At 54.2% G+C, this 18,173-nt stretch carries 15 protein-coding genes; all 15 read right to left on the reverse strand.

Annotation, left to right across the window (positions count from 1 at the left end; translation table 11 throughout):
- Nucleotides 1-67: 67 nt before the first annotated feature.
- On the reverse strand, nucleotides 68-1,087 hold the full coding sequence (gene galE / locus ACFQO0_RS10885; RefSeq protein WP_382235079.1) for a UDP-glucose 4-epimerase GalE: 1,020 nt from the start codon (nucleotides 1,085-1,087) through the stop codon (nucleotides 68-70).
- A 194-nt stretch (nucleotides 1,088-1,281) separates the two neighbouring features.
- On the reverse strand, nucleotides 1,282-2,514 hold the full coding sequence (locus ACFQO0_RS10890; protein WP_382234516.1) for a WecB/TagA/CpsF family glycosyltransferase: 1,233 nt from the start codon (nucleotides 2,512-2,514) through the stop codon (nucleotides 1,282-1,284).
- Complete coding sequence (locus ACFQO0_RS10895) at nucleotides 2,504-3,691, reverse strand: glycosyltransferase family 2 protein (RefSeq protein WP_382234518.1); 1,188 nt, start codon at nucleotides 3,689-3,691, stop codon at nucleotides 2,504-2,506. The genes ACFQO0_RS10890 and ACFQO0_RS10895 overlap by 11 nt, the downstream gene beginning before the upstream one ends.
- A complete protein-coding gene (locus ACFQO0_RS10900; protein ID WP_382234520.1) occupies nucleotides 3,685-4,932 on the reverse strand; it encodes a glycosyltransferase in 1,248 nt (415 codons plus the stop codon). Before ACFQO0_RS10900 ends, ACFQO0_RS10895 begins: the two co-directional genes overlap by 7 nt.
- Entirely contained in the window at nucleotides 4,929-5,516 is a 588-nt protein-coding gene (locus ACFQO0_RS10905) for a serine O-acetyltransferase (protein ID WP_382234522.1), read from the reverse strand. Before ACFQO0_RS10905 ends, ACFQO0_RS10900 begins: the two co-directional genes overlap by 4 nt.
- 6 nt (nucleotides 5,517-5,522) lie before the next feature.
- Complete coding sequence (locus ACFQO0_RS10910) at nucleotides 5,523-7,025, reverse strand: Atrophin-1 multi-domain protein (protein WP_382234524.1); 1,503 nt, start codon at nucleotides 7,023-7,025, stop codon at nucleotides 5,523-5,525.
- Nucleotides 7,026-7,059: 34 nt separating this feature from the next.
- Nucleotides 7,060-8,046 carry an acyltransferase family protein gene (locus ACFQO0_RS10915; RefSeq protein ID WP_382234526.1) on the reverse strand — a complete coding sequence of 329 codons (987 nt, stop codon included), beginning with the start codon at nucleotides 8,044-8,046 and terminating at the stop codon, nucleotides 7,060-7,062.
- A complete protein-coding gene (locus ACFQO0_RS10920; RefSeq protein ID WP_382234528.1) occupies nucleotides 8,043-9,542 on the reverse strand; it encodes an O-antigen ligase family protein in 1,500 nt (499 codons plus the stop codon). Before ACFQO0_RS10920 ends, ACFQO0_RS10915 begins: the two co-directional genes overlap by 4 nt.
- A complete protein-coding gene (locus tag ACFQO0_RS10925; protein WP_382234530.1) occupies nucleotides 9,511-10,611 on the reverse strand; it encodes a glycosyltransferase family 2 protein in 1,101 nt (366 codons plus the stop codon). Before ACFQO0_RS10925 ends, ACFQO0_RS10920 begins: the two co-directional genes overlap by 32 nt.
- 11 nt (nucleotides 10,612-10,622) lie before the next feature.
- Nucleotides 10,623-11,693: a polysaccharide pyruvyl transferase family protein gene (locus ACFQO0_RS10930; protein ID WP_382234532.1), complete on the reverse strand. Its 1,071-nt coding sequence runs from the start codon at nucleotides 11,691-11,693 to the stop codon at nucleotides 10,623-10,625.
- A complete protein-coding gene (epsG, locus tag ACFQO0_RS10935; protein ID WP_382234534.1) occupies nucleotides 11,683-12,582 on the reverse strand; it encodes a chain length determinant protein tyrosine kinase EpsG in 900 nt (299 codons plus the stop codon). The genes ACFQO0_RS10930 and epsG overlap by 11 nt, the downstream gene beginning before the upstream one ends.
- A 64-nt stretch (nucleotides 12,583-12,646) precedes the next feature.
- Nucleotides 12,647-14,041 (reverse strand): chain length determinant protein EpsF, encoded by a 1,395-nt coding sequence (epsF, locus tag ACFQO0_RS10940; protein ID WP_382234536.1) that lies wholly within the window; start codon nucleotides 14,039-14,041, stop codon nucleotides 12,647-12,649.
- Between the two features lie 13 nt (nucleotides 14,042-14,054).
- Entirely contained in the window at nucleotides 14,055-14,843 is a 789-nt protein-coding gene (epsE, locus tag ACFQO0_RS10945; RefSeq protein ID WP_382234538.1) for a polysaccharide export protein EpsE, read from the reverse strand.
- Nucleotides 14,844-14,931: 88 nt separating this feature from the next.
- Complete coding sequence (locus tag ACFQO0_RS10950) at nucleotides 14,932-16,335, reverse strand: undecaprenyl-phosphate glucose phosphotransferase (protein WP_382234540.1); 1,404 nt, start codon at nucleotides 16,333-16,335, stop codon at nucleotides 14,932-14,934.
- Entirely contained in the window at nucleotides 16,325-17,515 is a 1,191-nt protein-coding gene (gene epsL / locus ACFQO0_RS10955; protein WP_382234542.1) for an XrtB/PEP-CTERM-associated polysaccharide biosynthesis outer membrane protein EpsL, read from the reverse strand. Before epsL ends, ACFQO0_RS10950 begins: the two co-directional genes overlap by 11 nt.
- Between the last annotated feature and the right edge of the window lie 658 nt (nucleotides 17,516-18,173).

Below are 18,173 nucleotides of genomic sequence, written 5' to 3' on the forward strand. Positions count from 1 at the left end.
GATAGGCTTAAACGAAATTGAAATTACTTCTATTGAAAATATCGCCACTGAAGAGGTTCTATTTCTCTCATGCAAAAGCAAAGCGTTCTTCCGTCCTGCTTTGCCAGCGCCAGGTATCGATGCACATCTGCTCGATAGTGCGCTGTGCAGACCAGCCCAGCTCACGCCTGGCCAGCGATGGATCGGCATAACAAACCGCGATATCGCCGGGGCGGCGCGGCACGATGCGATAAGGGACGGCACGACCACTGGCGCGTTCAAAGGCCTTGATCATTTGCAACACGCTGCTGCCGCAACCTGTGCCGAGGTTATAAGTTTGCACAGTGGTTTCGCTGGCGATCAATTTAGCCAGCGCCTTGACGTGTCCTACCGCCAGATCAACCACATGAATGTAATCGCGCACACCGGTGCCATCGCTGGTCGGGTAATCGTCGCCATACACCGATAACAATTCGCGCCTGCCGGATGCGACTTGCGCGACATAAGGAAAGAGATTATTCGGAATATTGTTGGGATCTTCGCCGATCAAGCCGCTTTCATGCGCGCCGGCAGGATTGAAATAACGCAGCAATGCGACGCGCCATGTTGCATCGGAAGCAGCGAGATCGCGCAGCATCTCTTCAATCATCAATTTGCTGCGACCATAAGGATTGGTGGCGGCCAACGGAAAATCTTCCAGTATCGGCACAGTGGCCGGATCGCCGTATACAGTGGCGGATGAACTGAAAACCAGGTTTCTGACGCCGTGTTGCGCCATGACCTGTAACAGCACAAGGCTGCCTTCCACATTATTGTCGTAGTAGCGCAAGGGTTCAGCCACGGATTCGCCGACGGCTTTCAGTCCGGCGAAATGCATCACTGCATCGAAACGATGTTGCGTGAATATTTTTTCCATGCGCGTACGATCTCGTACATCTGCCTGCACGAAAGACACTGTGGTTCCCGTGATGGTGGCGACGCGTTCCAGTACGGATGCCTTGCTGTTACAAAGATTATCGACCACCACTACTTGATAACCGGCCTTGATGAGTTCTACGCATGTATGAGAGCCGATATAGCCAGCTCCTCCCGTTACCAGTATTTTCATCATTCCATTTATCCAGAAGACTGCAAAGTGCACCCTTACAAAGATGTATGTATGACTACAAAGTTCACTTTTTAACGAGACGAAATCGTAACAAAAAGTGTCCTTACAAAATTCTCGCGCACTGATCTAAAAAATTATCTGCGATCGCACATTTTCCGAGCGGCGCCAACATTTATGTATGGCAATACATTCGCTCATTCACCGATCTTTTTGACGCTTGCTATCTGCACTACTTGCCCGGCCTTTGCATGCTGCTCCAGCAGATAATCGGCGCAGTAAAGATGCAACATACGTCTGACTGCAGGCTGCAGATTGGATAATAAAAAACCGCAATTGATTTTCGACTGATGGCCATACAGCAGCATTAACAAGGCGATGCATGCGCTATCCACATGACTCACATCGGAGAAATCGAGCCGGATATGCAAGGATCTGGCAGTTGCGCTGGCGCATGCTTCGCGTAGTGCTGACAGATTGCCTGCTTCCCAAGCGCCGCTTGCAGTGATCGTGCAATAGCCTCCCTGCACAAGCAGCGCAACGCGCGCCGTCGCTACCGCGTGTACATCGCGCTTGTGCCAGCGCATCGCTACTGCGCAAGGGATCACATGCATGCTCATCAGCCTGATGAGCGTCAAACCATCATGGAAGTAACGCTTCCACAATGCCGGTTCTTCCATGATGCGCCATAACCATTCACCACCAAGGCGGCCTACCCAGGTCGGTGCGCGCTTCACCGTACCGGCGACAAAATTTACGACCGCGCCTAAATGGCTCACGACGGGTACCTGAAGTCGTGCCAGATTTCGCTCTATCCACGCCTGGCCTTTTTTTGCGCCCAACGCCACCACCAGCAAATCTGCGTGGCTGGCATTGATGTCCGCGAGCACGGCATCACTACTCATCTGTTCAACGCTGGCAAAGCCTGGCGACTTGAATCCGACGCAGACCAATCCGGATGTTGTCGCATTCAATTTATTCGATGCGATCTCGGCCACCCCGTCCGGCCCGCCAAAGAAGTAGACCGACAATGTTTTTCCCGGCCTGTTGCGCAATGCTTCAAACAAGGCCGAACCGGCAACACGTTCCGTGATCGGCAATCCCAGCAATTTGGCAATCCATACCAGCGGCATGCCATCGGCCACCGACAGATCGCTGCGTATAACGGAATCGCGGAATTCACCGCCATCCAGGCTGGCCACGGCGAAGTTCAGATTCGGCGTGGAAAAGAAGCAGCGTTGGCGACTGCGTGCCGCATCAGTGACTGTTGCAGTTGCCTGCTCCATCGTGATCGCATCGAAAGGCAGACCAAGTATGCAATAGACAGGACGCTGGAAATCGGTGCGTACTGTATGGACTGGATGGACCGCAAGCGGCGGTACGTCTGCAATAACTTCTTTATGTCGTCGGCTTGTGAAATTAGTCGGCATCGCGTTTTGCCCTCACCCATTCAACCTGGCGGCTGACCAGAAACTTCAGATACAAAGGCAGCTTCCACACGATATAGGTCGTTGCAGAAAGCAGGTCGTTCAGGCTGACGACATGACGGCCGAAACGCTGCCACGCAAGCAGCACTGCCAGCGTCAAGCCAAGCAGGCTGGCGCTGGCCAGCAACAGCGGCGTCATCCAGTCAAATACGAAATACGTCACCACCGCGCCGAAGAACAACGCGAAAGTGGCAAGTGTCAGCAAGGCTACCGGCGGTACACACATATCGAGTGCCAGCGCGATCAGCATGCGGTCGCCGCGCCGCAACCCTTGTACCAGCAAGGGCAATCCATGTTGCAGGATCATGCTCATGTGACCATGTTCCCACCGCGTTCTTTGCATGCGCGCCGCTTCTTCACCTTGTGGGAAGTAACTGATGACGCAAGCCTCGGGGCAGAATATAGGCGCCGCATTCCGGCGTGCCATCTCTATTCCAAGCTGCATGTCTTCCGCCAGATGGCCGGTTGCCAGGCCGGCTTTCTCTATCAAGGTCCACGGAAACGCCATGCCGGTACCCATTAACTGGCAAGGCAAGCCCAGCCTCAGAAAGCCCAGGGGGCGTACATGGTTTTTAACTATCCATGCGAATTCGGCAATCCGCATTTTCAGACCGCCATCCGCGCGCGCCTGCATCAGATCCAGCGCCTGCACAGGACGCAACGTCGTCATCGCGAGGCATGCGAGTCGATCTATCGTGCCTTCGAGCAGACGGCAATCGGCATCAATCATCAGAACGACGTCCGGCGGGTTGTGTGCCAGATGCTGTACGCCATAGTCCAGCGCATACCCCTTGCCGCGCTGTTCAAGATTGCTGCGTTCAAGCACAGCCGCGCCTGCCGCCAGCGCCACCTCCACCGTATCGTCATCACAGTTATCGGCAACGATGAGCAGGCGATCGCCATCACGCAGTTGCTGGCGGATGGAAGCGATCGTAGCTGCGATGCCTTGCGCTTCGTTATGCGCCGGCACCAGCACCGCAACACTGGGACGCCACTCAGTGTGCAAGGAAGTCACACGGGTTCGCTTCATTGCAGCCACAGCCTGCACCAGCAATACGGCAACCGGCAGGGCCGCAAGTATCAGCACCAACATCCATCCGATATGCAGCAAACTCACCATTGCGCAGCTCCTGCCAGCTGCCGCTGATGTTGCGACGCCTGTTGAAACAGTACATGCAACTTGCCTGCTTCATGCTCGATATCGTGACGTTCCAATACACGTAGGCGTGCGCTTTGTCCCATGCGTAACAAGTCTGCGTTCGAAGTTGTCAAACAGCGCTCCATCGCCAGCGCCAGCTCTTCTACCGAACCGGGTGGATACAGCCAGCCGTTTTCGCCATCGATCACGAGTTCCGGCACGCCTGCAATCCAGGTACTCAATACCGGTCGCTGCAGCGACATCGCCTCCATCAGCACGACCGGCAAGCCTTCGGCGAAACTGGCCATGACCATCGCGCGTGCGTGGAGTATTTCCTGCTTGACTTGATCGCTGCTGATCCAGCCTGTGATGCGTATACGCGACTGCAAATTGCATTGTGCAATCTGCGCTTCGATGTCCTTGCGCATTTCGCCATCACCCGCCAACACCAGTTCAAACGCCATACCTTTTCTGGCGAGTATGGCCGCTGCCTCAATCAATAGCTGCTGGCCTTTTTGCTCGCACAAGCGGCCCACGCAAATCAACCGCGGACGTGCAGGCAAGCGCATGTCGACGTTGTCGTAAAAAGCCGGTTCCAGCCCGCAATGCACGATGTGCACTTTTCCCCATTGCGCATAGGGCAGACTGCGATACAACTGGCTGCGGCAGAACGACGTGATCGCCGCGACAAAGGTGGCGCGTCGCAGTTTTTCCGGCAGGCCGATGAATTCAGGCTTGTCGAATTCTTCCGAACCATGAATCATCAGGCTGTAAGGGATGCCACTCAGTTCGCTGGCCAGCATCGCGACTTCGGCTGAATTGGTGCCGAAGTGCACATGCAAATGCGTAATCCCGTCACGCTTAAGCCACAAGGCAAGGCGGCATGCTTCGGCCAGATAGATCAGGTGATACGGCAGGGAACGATCGGCGCGCCAGCTCATGCGAAAAGCAAGGGCCAAAGCCTTGATATAGCGAACAGGCGAAGTCAGCTTGAGCTCCAGCACGGAACGCAGCAAGCCGACTACGCCGCGCTGCAGGATATAGCGCGTGCGTTCCCGCTCGACAAAATCCTCGGCGTCCACCAGATCGCCTTCCCAACCGCGCAACGCAAATCTCTGTATCGCGAGGCCTTGTCTTTCCAGCGCAAGGATTTCCCTGCGTATGAAGCTATGGCTGACTTTTGGATACTGATTGATCAGGTAGGCTATACGTAGTTCGCTCAAACCAGTTCCTCTCTATCTTCCTTGTTTGCTTTTGCCACCGCCGCTGCGGCTTGCTGCTGAACATCCAATTTCAGGATCACTCTGGCCGGCACGCCCACTGCGGTTGCACCGTCCGGCACATCGCACAAGACCACTGACATCGCACCGATGTGACAGCCGTTACCTATGCGTACATCACCCAGGACCTGCGCGTAGGCACCGAAATCAACATCATCACCGATGACCGGCACCGCACCGTCGGCGACGCGATTGCCGATCGTGACGCCTTGTCGCAAGGTGCAGTTCGCGCCTATGCGCACGTCAGGATGCAAAAAAATTCCGCCGAAATGCCATATACGCAAACCGGGACCGATCACTGCAGCCTTCGGCAGGCTGATGCCCACTGCGGTCTCCACCAGGCGAAACCACAACCAGTAAAAAGAAGTCAGCGCTTTCTTCGCCAGGCCTGCCGGCATGCGATCGACACGGCGGCCGAAACGATATGTCCACACTGCCCAGATCGATTGCTCTTTCAAAAATGGACGGCGCAGCGCATAGCGCTGCAAGTCTGCATCCCAATCGTTATCGTTTGAAAGTCGGCTCATGACTGATTAATCCTGTAACAGCAAATCGCCGCGTACTGTCGACGGGCCGCCCACGCCGCTGATTGCATGTACGGCAATAACCGCTGTCTTGGACGGCCACTTGAAGGTTTTACTTTCACCATTTGCCAGTTCAGTGCTGTCGAAATACAGCGGCGTGCCGGATGGTTCGCGTACTTGCAAACGCAGCTTTGCATCGCCAGTGGTTTGTGCGGTCACGCGATACATCTTGCCAACTTCCGGCCCTATCCATGCGAGTGGATGCAAGCCGCGCGATGAATAATTTACTTGTGTGATGCGGGTACTGGTTGCCGGGAAAACCACGGCCTGCTGCCATGTATCAAAATTGCCGGCGACAGTCCCGGCTTGCAATTGCCACGGTCCGCGCATGGAAAGCAGGTTCAATTTCTTTTCCTGCACCACAGGTTTCTCGTTGCCATCCACCCACGATTGCACATTCACGACCTGACGCAAGGCAACGCGCATGCGCTCCAGATCGTCGGCTACTGTCTTGTTCCAGCCGCCCTTGTGCAGATCGAAGCCGGCACCGTTTTCCACATAGATAAAAAACGGTGTGCCGAAATTACGATCGACTACATACGCTCCATAGGTTTTCAGAGTCTCTGCGACCTTGCGTAAATCCGGATTAACGATTTTTTGCGTGTCATACGATGCCGGCAGCATCAGCAATGCACCCTCCGGAATTTTGCCGCTATTCTCTTTTGCGGCATTGGTATCGGCGGACGTTGCGGGGAAGATATAAGTCGGGTTCGGTGACAAGGCGTTGAAGGTCAGCGACATCGCCAGCGCGTGGCGATACATGGTGTCGCCATCATTGACCTCATGCTTGCGTATCAAGCCTGCCGCAGTTGGCACGCCGGCAGCACGCGAACCCTGGAAGTAATGCGCTGGATCGCCCCAGCCGCGACCATCGATACGGGTCCACGCATATTGTGCGGCCACCCATTTGCCATCGACTTTCTTCAATTGCCAGAATGAATGCACGATGCCGGTTACAGGATCGACGATATCGGCGTGACCATCGCTGGCGCTTGCCGCGACGACATTCGATGGCCAGCGCGGCACCGTTACATCATGAAAAGCTTCCGCATCCGGATCCCATAAGCCTTTCGTCTTCGGCAAACCGGTAACCGTCATAGGTGCATCGCCAGCATTTGCGAGAAATACACCAGTCGACCATTCACCGCCAGCGACACCTGGCGAGTAAGTCGATTTTGGAATCACGAAATCAGCGAAGGTCGGCGCGACAGGTCGACTATTCCACGGCGACGTTGCTGCAAATGGCTTTTGATACGTGCCCCAGGCTGCCTGACTAGCAGTCGAATTTGTGGCTGATATCTTTGCCGTTTTGTCGGGAGTTCTGTTTGCGGCTTTGCTTGAAGATGGTTCCGCAGCGTTGACCGGCAACGCAATCGCAGCAGTGATCACGACGCCTGCTGCGAGCAGCAAGGACGATGAGTAAACATGAGAGTGATTCAACTTGATGCGCATTACGAATATCCTTTTTTCAGGCGGTCTTGATTGCTCAGGCTGCCTTCAGTTTCAATTTCTTGATCAAACTCTTGCCGTTCGCCATCCACCAATGTTCATAGTAAAAAGTCGACAGATGGGCCAGCGCAAACAAAACCATGAACAGCAGGGGACGCTTCAGGTACTTGACGATGACGTCGCCACTTCCCAACCAGGTTCCGGCCAGTAGCGGATGAATTACATACAGCGCATACGAGACCGCGGCCAGATAAACCAGCACCCGGTTATTCAGCCAGGGCGCAATCGCGCGAGTCGGATGCACGATGGTGCTGCCTATCAGTAATGCCGCCAGATAAGGACGCAGATAATTCATCGCGCCGCCCTGCTCGTGACAGGACACCAGCAGCAAGATCAGCAGCAGTCCTTGCGGAATTTTTTTCATCCAGATCAGCAAGCGCGGATCAAGGCGCCTGTGATAAATCAGTGCAAGCGTGCAACCGGCCAGAATCTCATCGATACGGTAATAACTGATGCTGGACGCATACACACCATCCATCACGCGCAGCATGGTGAACAACACGGCGATCAATGGAATCGCCAGCAGGCTGCGCACGCCAAATACTGCATACAGCAAGGCGATGCCAACATAGAACTGCATCTCCAGGCACAGACTCCAGATGTGATCCGTCAATGAAACCAAATGCTTGGGGGGCAGATTTGCGTAGAAAAAATAATGCGCAAGCCAGGTATCCGACGACGCGCCGGCGATCGCCAATGCGATCAGCAAATACAGCCAGGCCAAAGGAATGATGCGAAAGAAGCGGCGCACCAGAAAATCCAGTGTGGTCGGATTCTTCAGCAGGAAGGAGGTGATCAGAAATCCGGAAAGCGTAAAAAACAGCGACATCCCCAGCAGCCCGAACATTGCATTCAGTTGCAAGACCTTGGGGCCCATGGGCAGCAAATGCGCTGCCAGCACGCACAGAATACTGATGCCGCGCCAGCCATCCAGCACTTGCAGGCGAGGGATGGAGGAAGTCATGGTTGCACCGCTCGTGCATGCGGTTCTGCACGCGTCGGACTTGGCCTGTTTATCTGAGGTATGACGCTAGTTGCCAATGCACAACCAATGCCGACGGTGAACCAGAAGTACCAGTTGAAAACCAGGTAACCGAAGATATTGTCCGAAGACGACACTACCAAATAGATAAAGACCAGGCTCAAGCTCACGAAGGCGGCCAGCTTGTCGACCTTTATCAGCGATTTCAGCATCATCGCGACCCGCGCATACAAAAACAGGTAAGCCGACAATCCAAGCAAGCCGACGTCAAAGAACCATTGCACATACACATTGTGCGCGCCCCAGTTCATATGATTGGCGGCGGGGAAAAAGGTTTGTGAATAATGGCGAAACGCTTCCAGCCCGTAACCAAACACGTACTGGCTCGGTCGCATCCATTGCAAACCACTTTCCCAGATCGACAGACGCCACGCAAACGAATTCAGCTTGGCATAGCCGACAGCTGCCGTGCCGCTGCCCAGATCCATCAAGCGATCACGTATCTCCGGTATCAGCAAGGCGGCGACAGGTAGCAGCATCAGGTACAACAGATAACGTCGTTCAAACAACAGGGCGTAGGCAACAAACACAATCATCAGCGCCAGCCAGGCACTTCTGGTTTGCGTCAGTACTAGCAAGGCCAGCATATAAAACATATACAGCGTGAGCGCAACCCGACTGCCGCTTTTTAGTGGTGCAACCTTGTCCTTGAGTACATACAGGGTCAAGGGAATCATCAGCGTAAGGTAAAACGCAAAGATGTTTGGATGGGTAAAGGTAGATTGCAGGCGGAATCCTTCCGCACCGCCGGCTCCACCATTCATGGCGACATCCACCAGCGCATACAGTGCGGGCAAAACCGACGACCATAGAACCAGTTTTATGCAGTGACGGAAATCCTTGCCTGAATGAACAAAGTAAAACGCGATCACGAACATCGCGAAGTAAGACAGCAAAGTCAGATAAGTGCGAATCGCATCGCCTTTTTCCGGCGAAATCACGACGCCGAACAAGGCCACCAGCAAGAACGGAACCCAGGACAAGGTCATCTTCTTCGGCAAGCGCGACGGCTTTTCAAATACCAGCATGCACGCCAGCATGATCACGCACAGATTGATCAAGCCGCCGACGCCGGTTTCGTAGCTGCCGAGGGAAAAACGGGTGGATTCCAGAATCACGTCGCCGGTAGACCTGAACAGTATGATCAGCGTCAGCAATAACAGGCGATTGAATATCAGCAAGAAACCGAATACCAGAATCGCCGGCAACGCCAGCAAGCGCGCCAGCTTGTAATCCATCACATCGGTGTAGAAAGGGACGATGATGCCCATCACCAGAGCCAACACGACAACCGCCAACACCGCATAGGCATCCGACGCAGCCGGCACCCAGCGCGCATGCACTTTGCCGTCGAACTGCCTGATTGTCGTCGGATTCAGCATGTGCTCAGATAGCCGCTTCTGCAGCCAGCTCCGCATTCAATTCCCTCGCTACACTCATCTGCGGCTTGCCCGGCAGGCGGCGTATCAGCCACGAGCGGATCGCATTCCACTCGCCGGTTTCCGGTGCGTTGCGCGACTGGAAACGGAAGTAACGCCACAACAGCCGCGCGTCCTGCCGCGTGGTCGCCATTTTGCGGAAAGCCAGTTCGCGTTCCAGTTCTTCCGAATGGCCTAGGCCGCGACGCAAGGTGTACGCCATTTGTTCGAATGCATCGGAGAAATCACTTTGGCCGGCGACATCGAACAGGATACCCCCGTGATTACAGAATGGCGCCGGATCGAAGTACGGCAAGCCATGCATGGTGCTGAACGACCGCGCGAGGTAGCGCGAAATCGCTAATGACACTTCTACCTGCTCGCGAAAGCGGGTGGCGCTGACATTACTGCCGTGCCAGCGATATTGAATCAACTCGGAAGGTACGTTCGTGCATTTACCCAGTATCGCCAATTGCCCGAACATGAAGTAATCCTCTGCCAGCGCATTCACCTCGATGCGCTTGTCAGCCGGCAGGACGTTCAGGAAATCGACGCCGTAACGCACACCCAATTTTTTCACCGCCGTAAAATCCATCATCGCCGCAGGATGCGTGATCGGATTGCGGAAGAAGCTGGCAGCCGCGACTCGGTGCCTGCCTATAGGCATCTTGATGTTGCCGGTCACCTCGCCTGCGCCATTGATCACTTCTGATTGGCCGCTGATCGCGATGCAGTCAGGCTGGCGTTTGAACGCTGCCAGCATAATGTCCATCCGATCGACAAAGCACACGTCATCAGCATCATGCCGCATCACGTATTTGCAATCGCTGATATCCAGCCCCCGGTTCAGCAATCCTGCCAATCCTTCGGCTTCCGGAAAGCTGTACACCTGTATGCGCGGATCGCGCCGGTGATAATCCCCCGCCATTTCCAGGCTGCCATCGGTAGAGCCGTGATCCAGTACCAGCAAGCGCCAATCCCTGAAAGTCTGCGCGCAAATACTATCCAGCGAATCTGCCAGAAAATCGATACCGTTTTTAACCGGCAGCAAGACATCTATCGTCGCCAAAATCAGCTCCCTTATAGTGCAGCGGCCATCGGGCCGTGACGTGTAAACGTTGTCGTCGCATGCGCTGCATTTTGTTTCTGCAACATGACCAGCTCACTATTGAGGGTCCATGCCTCGACGTAACGTGAATTTTTTCCATAGCTGTTATCGAGCACGATGTTTTGCTTGCGCAGCAGGCAAGCCAGAATGTGGCCATGCAAGCGATCGGTGACAATCAATTCATGTCGTGCGAATAATTGCGCCGCATCGGCGATCAGACGACCCGAGTAAGCAATCCACAAGCGCACCAGTATGCTGTTGGCCGACCAGCCCAGGCCGCGCCGGAAGAAAGCGCCTATGACGCGGCGGAACAGATTGATACGGACTTCCCGCTGACCGACAAACTCCGGCCAGTCGGTGACTGTAGTCGAGACCATATTGCGCAAACCGGCTTGCGGACTGCTTTCATCATCGACGCGACTGATGCGCAGACTGCCCGCAGACGGCGAACCGGCATCCGCCAGCATTGGAAACAGTTGATGTGCCATATCAGGCAACAGATAGACGTTATCGGTGAATTGCTGCGCCATTTGGTACGACACCTGATCGCGCACACAGAGGTGTACATCGGCATGCATGCGGAACAGTCGTGCCGACTCTTGCATCTTTTCGGGCGATGAAAAATGCAGCGATTGCGGCAGTATGATGATGCGATTTTCCCTGTGGTTCTGCACGATGCTTTCGCGCAGGTCCTGAAAATACGGGTACAGATCGCCAAAGTTGCCACCACCGTGGAACACGATGACATCTTCCGGCGCGATCCAGCGCGGGTCGTAGGCAAAATAAGGGGCAATCAGTTTCGGCACCAGGCGATGCTTGCGGAAAAAAGCCAGCGTGCCATGCATGATCAACAGGTCGCCGATATTGCCGTGCGTGGGAATATCGACGTAATGGAATGGGGCGTAACCAATCAGATCGCGCAGGATTTCATGCCGGCCGATCAGGTCCGCGCTCAATTGGTCGTGTCTGTGCCCACGCTGTGCGTCATTCACCATTTCCACATTCAGATTCGGCATCTGTGTTTCACTCTCTTCAATATTCATTCAGCACAGCGCCCACCACCATGACGCCGGCATGCTTCATCGAATCGACCAGATTGCCGATCGCACCGGCATGGCTGATGTCCTTGCGCGCGACCACCAGCGCAGAGCCGGCACGTGCGGCTGCAGTCTGGCTATCGGCGTAGTCGTAATCCGGCGGCGTATCGATCAAGATCACATCGAACTCGTCCCTGAATTCGCGCAGCATATTCGTGAAAGCGCTACGACCCAGCAACTCCTGAGGATTCGGCGGCGTCGCACCGCTGGGCAGGATGGACAAATCAACCAGAGAGGGAATCCGATGGATATCTGCCACGCCACTGCGGCCGGACAATATCGACGACAGCCCGCTACGATTTTCTATGCCGAACAAGCGATGCTGGCTGGGGTTGCGCATATCCGCATCGATCAGCAAGGTACGCTGACCCAATTGTGAAAAAAGTACGGCGAGGTTGGCGGCGATGAAACTGCGACCGTCACCGCGTTCGGCGCTGGTAATCGCCATCGCCGAACGCTGTTCGCTGGAACCGAACCAGCGCATCACGAGCTGGCTGCGCAAGGCGCGCAAGGCTTCGACCTGCTTGCTGAACGGATCGTAGGCGGCGATGACTTCCTCGCTGACATTGCTTTGACCGCGTATCAGATAAGGATAAGAAAACTGATTCGACAGCGCGAAGTCGATATCGGCCGGTGTCAGCAAGCCGAGCGCAATGCCGGCGTCGCCGAAACGTTGCCGCCCCACATGCTGTTCTTGCAAAATTCTTTGCGCTTCGTCTGCCGTCAAGCGACCGCTATCGATCAGGATGCTACCGATCTGATTGGTGGTCAGACGCGGCGCCTGCGAATGCTGCATTTTTGCAGCATCCTGCAATTGATGGGGTGTCTTGATCATGATATTTCCAATTCGCTTTTTTAAATCGAATGCTTAGAAGTTAAGTACGCTTTGGACATCAGGTTCACGCAGGTGCCGAAACACCAAGGCGACGTTGCGGTCTGTGTCTGATCACGCGCGTTTTTTCAATGACGCCCAACAATGGCAAGCCGAACAATTGCGCCAGATCGTCAGCCGAGCGCACGCGCTGATCCAGCAATTCCATCGCGATCGCGGCCGCGATGCCGAGGATGCTGCCGACCACCAAGGCCAGCAAAAGATTCAGCAACATGCGCGGGCCGGCCGGACTGCGCGGCACCGAGGCAGCGGTCAATACAGAAATATCGGATTGCGTCGATTGCCCTTCCAGATTGGTTTGCGTCAAACGTTGCGACGCGGTTTCATAGGCGCGCTTGGCGTTTTCCATTTCGTTCGCCAGTACGCTCAGTTCGTCACGCGCACCATTGAGGGCGAGGACTTTTTCCTTCTGTGCGTTCAATGCTGTACGGACTTCCGCTTCGCGCTGTTGCTGGATGCGTGCATTGCTGATGACTCCGGTGGAGGCCAGGCCGATTTGCCGGTTCAGATTGGCACGCAGATTATCGACTTCGGATTTGGCGGCGATGTATTGCGGATGATTGACATTGAGTTTGGCGGAGGTGTCGGCAAATTTTGCCTCGGCTTCCGACAATCTCGATTTCAAAGTCTGGATCAATGGGTTCGACAGTACGTCCGGCGAACCGCCTGCATTGCTTTGCACCTGACGCTGGCGAGATGTCGCTTCCATCGATTGACCTTGCGCCATTACCAGCTGGCTAGACAATTCATTCAGGCGCGCAGTTTCCACATCCAGCTTGTTGTCGCTACTGAAAATATTGTTTTCCTTCTGATAGGCAGACATCTTGTTTTGCGCTGCTTCAAAATTTTCGCGCAACAGCTTGATCTGATCATTGATGTAACCGCTGGCTTTTTGCGCAGGGGCGACTTTCAAGTCCACGCTTACCTGCTGGTAGGCCGCTGCAAATGCATTCGCAATCCGCGCGACATATTCGGCATCATCACCTTTGAAAGTGACGTTCAGTACGCTACTGTCGCGCGCCGGCTCCACCGTCAGATTGGCACGCAAGCCATCCGCCAGCCAATCCCGTATCGTGGTTTGGCCAGGCTCCATTTTTGCGAAACGTTCCTTCGCTGCCGGCGCTTCCGCCAGCTTGAGGTCGTCAACCACTTTCAGCGCGACAATCTTGCTTTTGACTATATCGACTTGCGTAGGCAGATAGCCAGGTGTCAGCTGTACCGGTACATTCAGGCCGGTCACGGGATCTATACCCTTGTTGTTGAGGACAAGAGACGTGGTTGCCTTGTAGGTCTTGGGCATCAGCAGGCTGACGGCGAAGGCGGCCACTACCGTTACGGCAAGCAAGAGCAGGACGATCTTGTAACGTGCACGCAAGGTGCGCAGAATTTGTGCAAGTGTCATATCAACTCCCGGTTCAGAACAGGCTTTCTTTTACATAGACGATGTCGTCAGGCTTCAACAGGTCGTCATGTTTGACGGTGATGATTTGCAACACGCCATTGGCATCGCGCCGCTTGATGCGCACACCGCGTTCGGTGCCACGCGGGCTCAAGCCGCCGCCGGTCGACAGTGCCTGCAAGACCATCATGTCGCGTTCCAGTTTGTAAGAACCAGGCTTGGTGACTTCGCCATAGATGTAGAAGCGCGGCGCACGTTCGACAAACACGGAATCACCGGCCGCCAGTTGACGATTTTTTGCAGGATCGCCGGAACGTATCAACTCCAGTAAATCGATTTTTTCCTTGGTTGTTTTGCCGCCTTCGTTATGCGTAAGAATCACGGTATCGGCCGCTTCTTCATTAGCACCGCCGGCCATCGCCAGAATGTCAGTCAAACTGCGCTTGCCATCCACCGGATAACGTCCAGGCTTGTTGACCTGACCCAATACGGAAACCTGCTGGCTCTGCATTTCAGTGACCATCAGATTGACTTGCGGCTTGCGCACGAAGCCGCCTTTATCCAGCATTTCGGCAATCTTCTGTTCAGCCTGATTCGACGACAGACCGCCGACCTTGACTTCGCCCACCAGCGGATAGGAAATACTGCCGGCTTCGCTGACGCGGGTTTCCAGCGTCAGGTCAGGCTGACCAAAGACGGTGATCTTCAGCACGTCGCCGGGGCCTAGCGGAACATCGGCCGCGGTTGCCCAACTGCCGATGGTCACCATCAGTATCATCAGCATTGCGTGTTTGATTTTTTTCATTGTTCTCTCCATTGCTTGAATTTCCGTATTGCGAGTCTTGTATCAACAAGTGCGTATTACTGATTTCTTACGAGCGCTTGCAGCGTGCTCAATAAGCGTTATCGCGTTTGAGGACCACGCCGACCGTGCGCGCGATAATCCACAAGTCGAGTGCCAGCGACCAGCGCCGCAAGTAATCGAGGTCGTAGGCGATGCGCGCCTCCATCTTGTCCAGCGTGTCGGTCTCGCCGCGAAAGCCATTGACCTGTGCCCAACCGGTAATACCGGGACGCACTTTGTGGCGCAGCATGTAACCCTTGATTTGCTTGCGATACAGTTCGTTGTGCGCAATCGCGTGCGGACGCGGACCGACGATGCTCATCCGCCCTTGCAATACGTTGAAGAACTGCGGCAGTTCATCGAGCGAAGTACGACGCAGAAATGCGCCTATGCGCGTTACACGCTGATCGTTCTTGGTCGCCTGCACCACGCGTGCACCGTCTTCGCATACGGTCATCGAGCGAAACTTGTAGACGATGATTTCTTCACCATCGAGGCCGTAGCGGCGCTGACGGAAAATTACCGGCCCGGGTGACGTCACCTTGATCGCAATCGCAATACCTAGCATGAGCGGCAACAGAATGATTTGAATCATCAGTGCCAGGACAAAGTCGCTGCCGCGCTTGATCATATTGTTGATGCCGGTGAACGGCGATTCGCATATCGCAACGACCGGCAAGCCAGCCACGCTATCGAAGCGTGCCTGTATCAGATCGAAGACATAAATATCCGGCAGAAAATAAATCGATGCCGTCGTGTCCTGCAATTCATTCAGCAACTTGCGTATGCGCGGCTGCGCAGAAATCGGCTGGCTGATGAAAATCGTGTTGACGTTGTGCTTGCGCACATAAGCAGGAATGTCCGACATACTGCCCAGCAAAGTGACTTTCTGGCCTGTCGGTTGACGCGAGGTATCCCTGTCGTCGAAAAAACCGTTGATCTCCATACGAAGATCCGGATTCTCATCGACACGCTCGGCCAGTTTCACACTTAATTCGTTTACGCCAACCAGTACGACCGAACGTACATTGGTACGGCTCAAACCCATTCCCGCTTTTTGCAACACGATCTGCGCGAACAGCAACACGGGCGGAGTGATGGCGAGCCAGATCACAGTCTCACGCTGCTGGAACAAGCTCACCAGGCCGGCAACGTACGAAAAAAAGAGCAAGAGCACAATCGTCGCCAGCCAGGCGCCGACGATGGATTTCCCCAAGGTAAGAACATTGCTTGACGATGCATCGCGCCATGGATCAGTCCAGCCAAATACCGTGGAACTGATAAAAAATGTCAGTATCGCCAGTACCACGTGATTCGCCGTAAACGGATGGCCGGATACTCGCATCAGCAAATACAGCAATCCGATGGCAATCAATGGATCGAGCAGACGGCGATAGAATTTGCGGGCAGGTATATCGGCCGGATATTTGATTTGACTAATATCAGAATTCATAGCGAGTAGTAATCAATGCGCCGTTCGTCTTGTAGGTGGCTGCCGAGACGTTTGAATCGAGATTGGTCCGGTAGACTGAGGCGCGAATGCGGAAATGCAGGGTCGGCTTGTACGTCAAACCAAGTACCGCATTGTTGTAGCGGTCGTCGCGATCCGATGGCGCAATCCCGTCTATCACCGCGACACCGTTGTAGTCGCGCTTCTCCGTCATCAACAAACCATCGACGCTGATCTTGCTGGTGGCATCCCATGTCGATCCCAGACTGATGCCTTGATTGCGTGCATAGTTGGCCGCGAGGTCATCGGTCGCGCCGAGCTCACGCCATACACCTAGCGAGAAGGCCGTCTTGCCGGTGGCCTTCCAGTACGCAGTCAGGCGTGCGCTAGGCACGCTGGAATCGCGCTGTGGAGTGGATGCGTATTCGCGTTTGGCCCAGCCGCCGAGAAACTGCAGGTAGGTCTTGCCGGTCAACTGCCAGTCGACCTTGGCCTTCAACTCATTCTGCTGATAGGAATTGATGTCAGCGTACGGATAGTCGCCTTCGATATGACGTGCAACCAGACCAATCTTGTTGCCGCTTTTGGCCAGATAATCGATCCCGATATCGGTCATGTCCAGATTGCGTTCGGACGGACTTTGCGCTTGCGTGTCATAGCGCAGATCAAAGCGATTGTAAGCAGCGTTGACTTGCCAGCTCGGGTGGAAGCGCCAGCTACCATCGACGTAATTCTTTTGCTGGGTACGAATGCTGCGTTCCAGGCTCTTGTAATCGTCAAACGGCGTCAGACCTTCTGAATAACTGCTACCAACGTTACCCGATAGCTGATTGCCCAAGGCCCATTTCCAGTTCGCGAGCAGATCCTTGCCGACGTTGCTGTATTGATCAAAGCGATCGTATTCGGATTGATTGGCGGAGAGGTCGGCAGTCAAGCGTTGCCGTCCCAGCTCCTTATCCATCCGTAAGCCTGCCGCAGCGCGCGTCCAGCGATCACTTTGTGCGGCAGAATCAGGTAGTCGCAACAGATTGGCATCGTAATAGACGCCATATGTGACGTAGGGTGTGAAGGTGTCGCCATCAAGCGCGCTGGCAGGCACACACGTAAGCGCACCTGCAAACATCACGAAAGGTATCAGGACATAAGGGCGACGGCTCTCGTTCTTGCGTTGATCATTCATCATCTAGACTCACAGACTATCGAAGAAACGATGCTGGTTTTTGCACAAAGACAGCCCGAAGGTTAAGTGTGCACAGATGCGGCATGTTTGAATCGATATCATTTTCCCGTTCCCCAATTGTTGTTGTGACCACTGCAAGAATCCGTTGTGGATCTAAAAAAACGATCCCAAGGAATCCACACACAGGCAACAATTTTTCATGCAAGGCAAGATCGAAAATCGATCGTGCAAAATTTTATTGTTGATGTATTGATATGAAGTGGCGGTATGAGAAGCAGCGGCAACGATTAGTTCCATGACAAAAAATTCGGTACGCCAGAACCAAAAATAAAACTGTTACCGCTCGGAATTTATATGCGACGGCAAGAAGAAAATAATCAGATTTGCGAATGTAAAACGCGTGAAATAATTTTGTAGGGAAAGAGGAAGGAGCCGCGCACCTGTCTTGCGTATATCGTTGACGCATAAGGGAGATTCAAAGAATGCGCGAGATTACGCAGATAGGAATCTGCTTAAATTTTAAGCAGATAGATATTGACGCTCCCTATAACTGGATATGAATATGTGCTGCGCTTTTTGCCAATACGCAGTTACATACTTTTACAAATAGACGGCGATTTTTTGTATGAATCGAGAGCTACCTCAATCTCGTTCATGAAAG

The organism is Herminiimonas aquatilis (assembly GCF_042665175.1).
GTDB classification, from domain to species: Bacteria; Pseudomonadota; Gammaproteobacteria; order Burkholderiales; family Burkholderiaceae_D; genus Oxalicibacterium; species Oxalicibacterium aquatilis.

Coding starts and splice junctions, on each gene's coding strand:
- galE (WP_382235079.1), bottom strand. CDS start 1,087: ATGAAAATACTGGTAACGGGAGGAGCTGGCTATATCGGCTCTCATACA.
- ACFQO0_RS10890 (WP_382234516.1), bottom strand. CDS start 2,514: ATGCCGACTAATTTCACAAGCCGACGACATAAAGAAGTTATTGCAGAC.
- ACFQO0_RS10895 (WP_382234518.1), bottom strand. CDS start 3,691: ATGGTGAGTTTGCTGCATATCGGATGGATGTTGGTGCTGATACTTGCG.
- ACFQO0_RS10905 (WP_382234522.1), bottom strand. CDS start 5,516: ATGAGCCGACTTTCAAACGATAACGATTGGGATGCAGACTTGCAGCGC.
- ACFQO0_RS10910 (WP_382234524.1), bottom strand. CDS start 7,025: ATGCGCATCAAGTTGAATCACTCTCATGTTTACTCATCGTCCTTGCTG.
- ACFQO0_RS10915 (WP_382234526.1), bottom strand. CDS start 8,046: ATGACTTCCTCCATCCCTCGCCTGCAAGTGCTGGATGGCTGGCGCGGC.
- ACFQO0_RS10920 (WP_382234528.1), bottom strand. CDS start 9,542: ATGCGGAGCTGGCTGCAGAAGCGGCTATCTGAGCACATGCTGAATCCG.
- ACFQO0_RS10930 (WP_382234532.1), bottom strand. CDS start 11,693: ATGAATATTGAAGAGAGTGAAACACAGATGCCGAATCTGAATGTGGAA.
- epsG (WP_382234534.1), bottom strand. CDS start 12,582: ATGATCAAGACACCCCATCAATTGCAGGATGCTGCAAAAATGCAGCAT.
- epsF (WP_382234536.1), bottom strand. CDS start 14,041: ATGACACTTGCACAAATTCTGCGCACCTTGCGTGCACGTTACAAGATC.
- epsE (WP_382234538.1), bottom strand. CDS start 14,843: ATGAAAAAAATCAAACACGCAATGCTGATGATACTGATGGTGACCATC.
- ACFQO0_RS10950 (WP_382234540.1), bottom strand. CDS start 16,335: ATGAATTCTGATATTAGTCAAATCAAATATCCGGCCGATATACCTGCC.
- epsL (WP_382234542.1), bottom strand. CDS start 17,515: ATGATGAATGATCAACGCAAGAACGAGAGCCGTCGCCCTTATGTCCTG.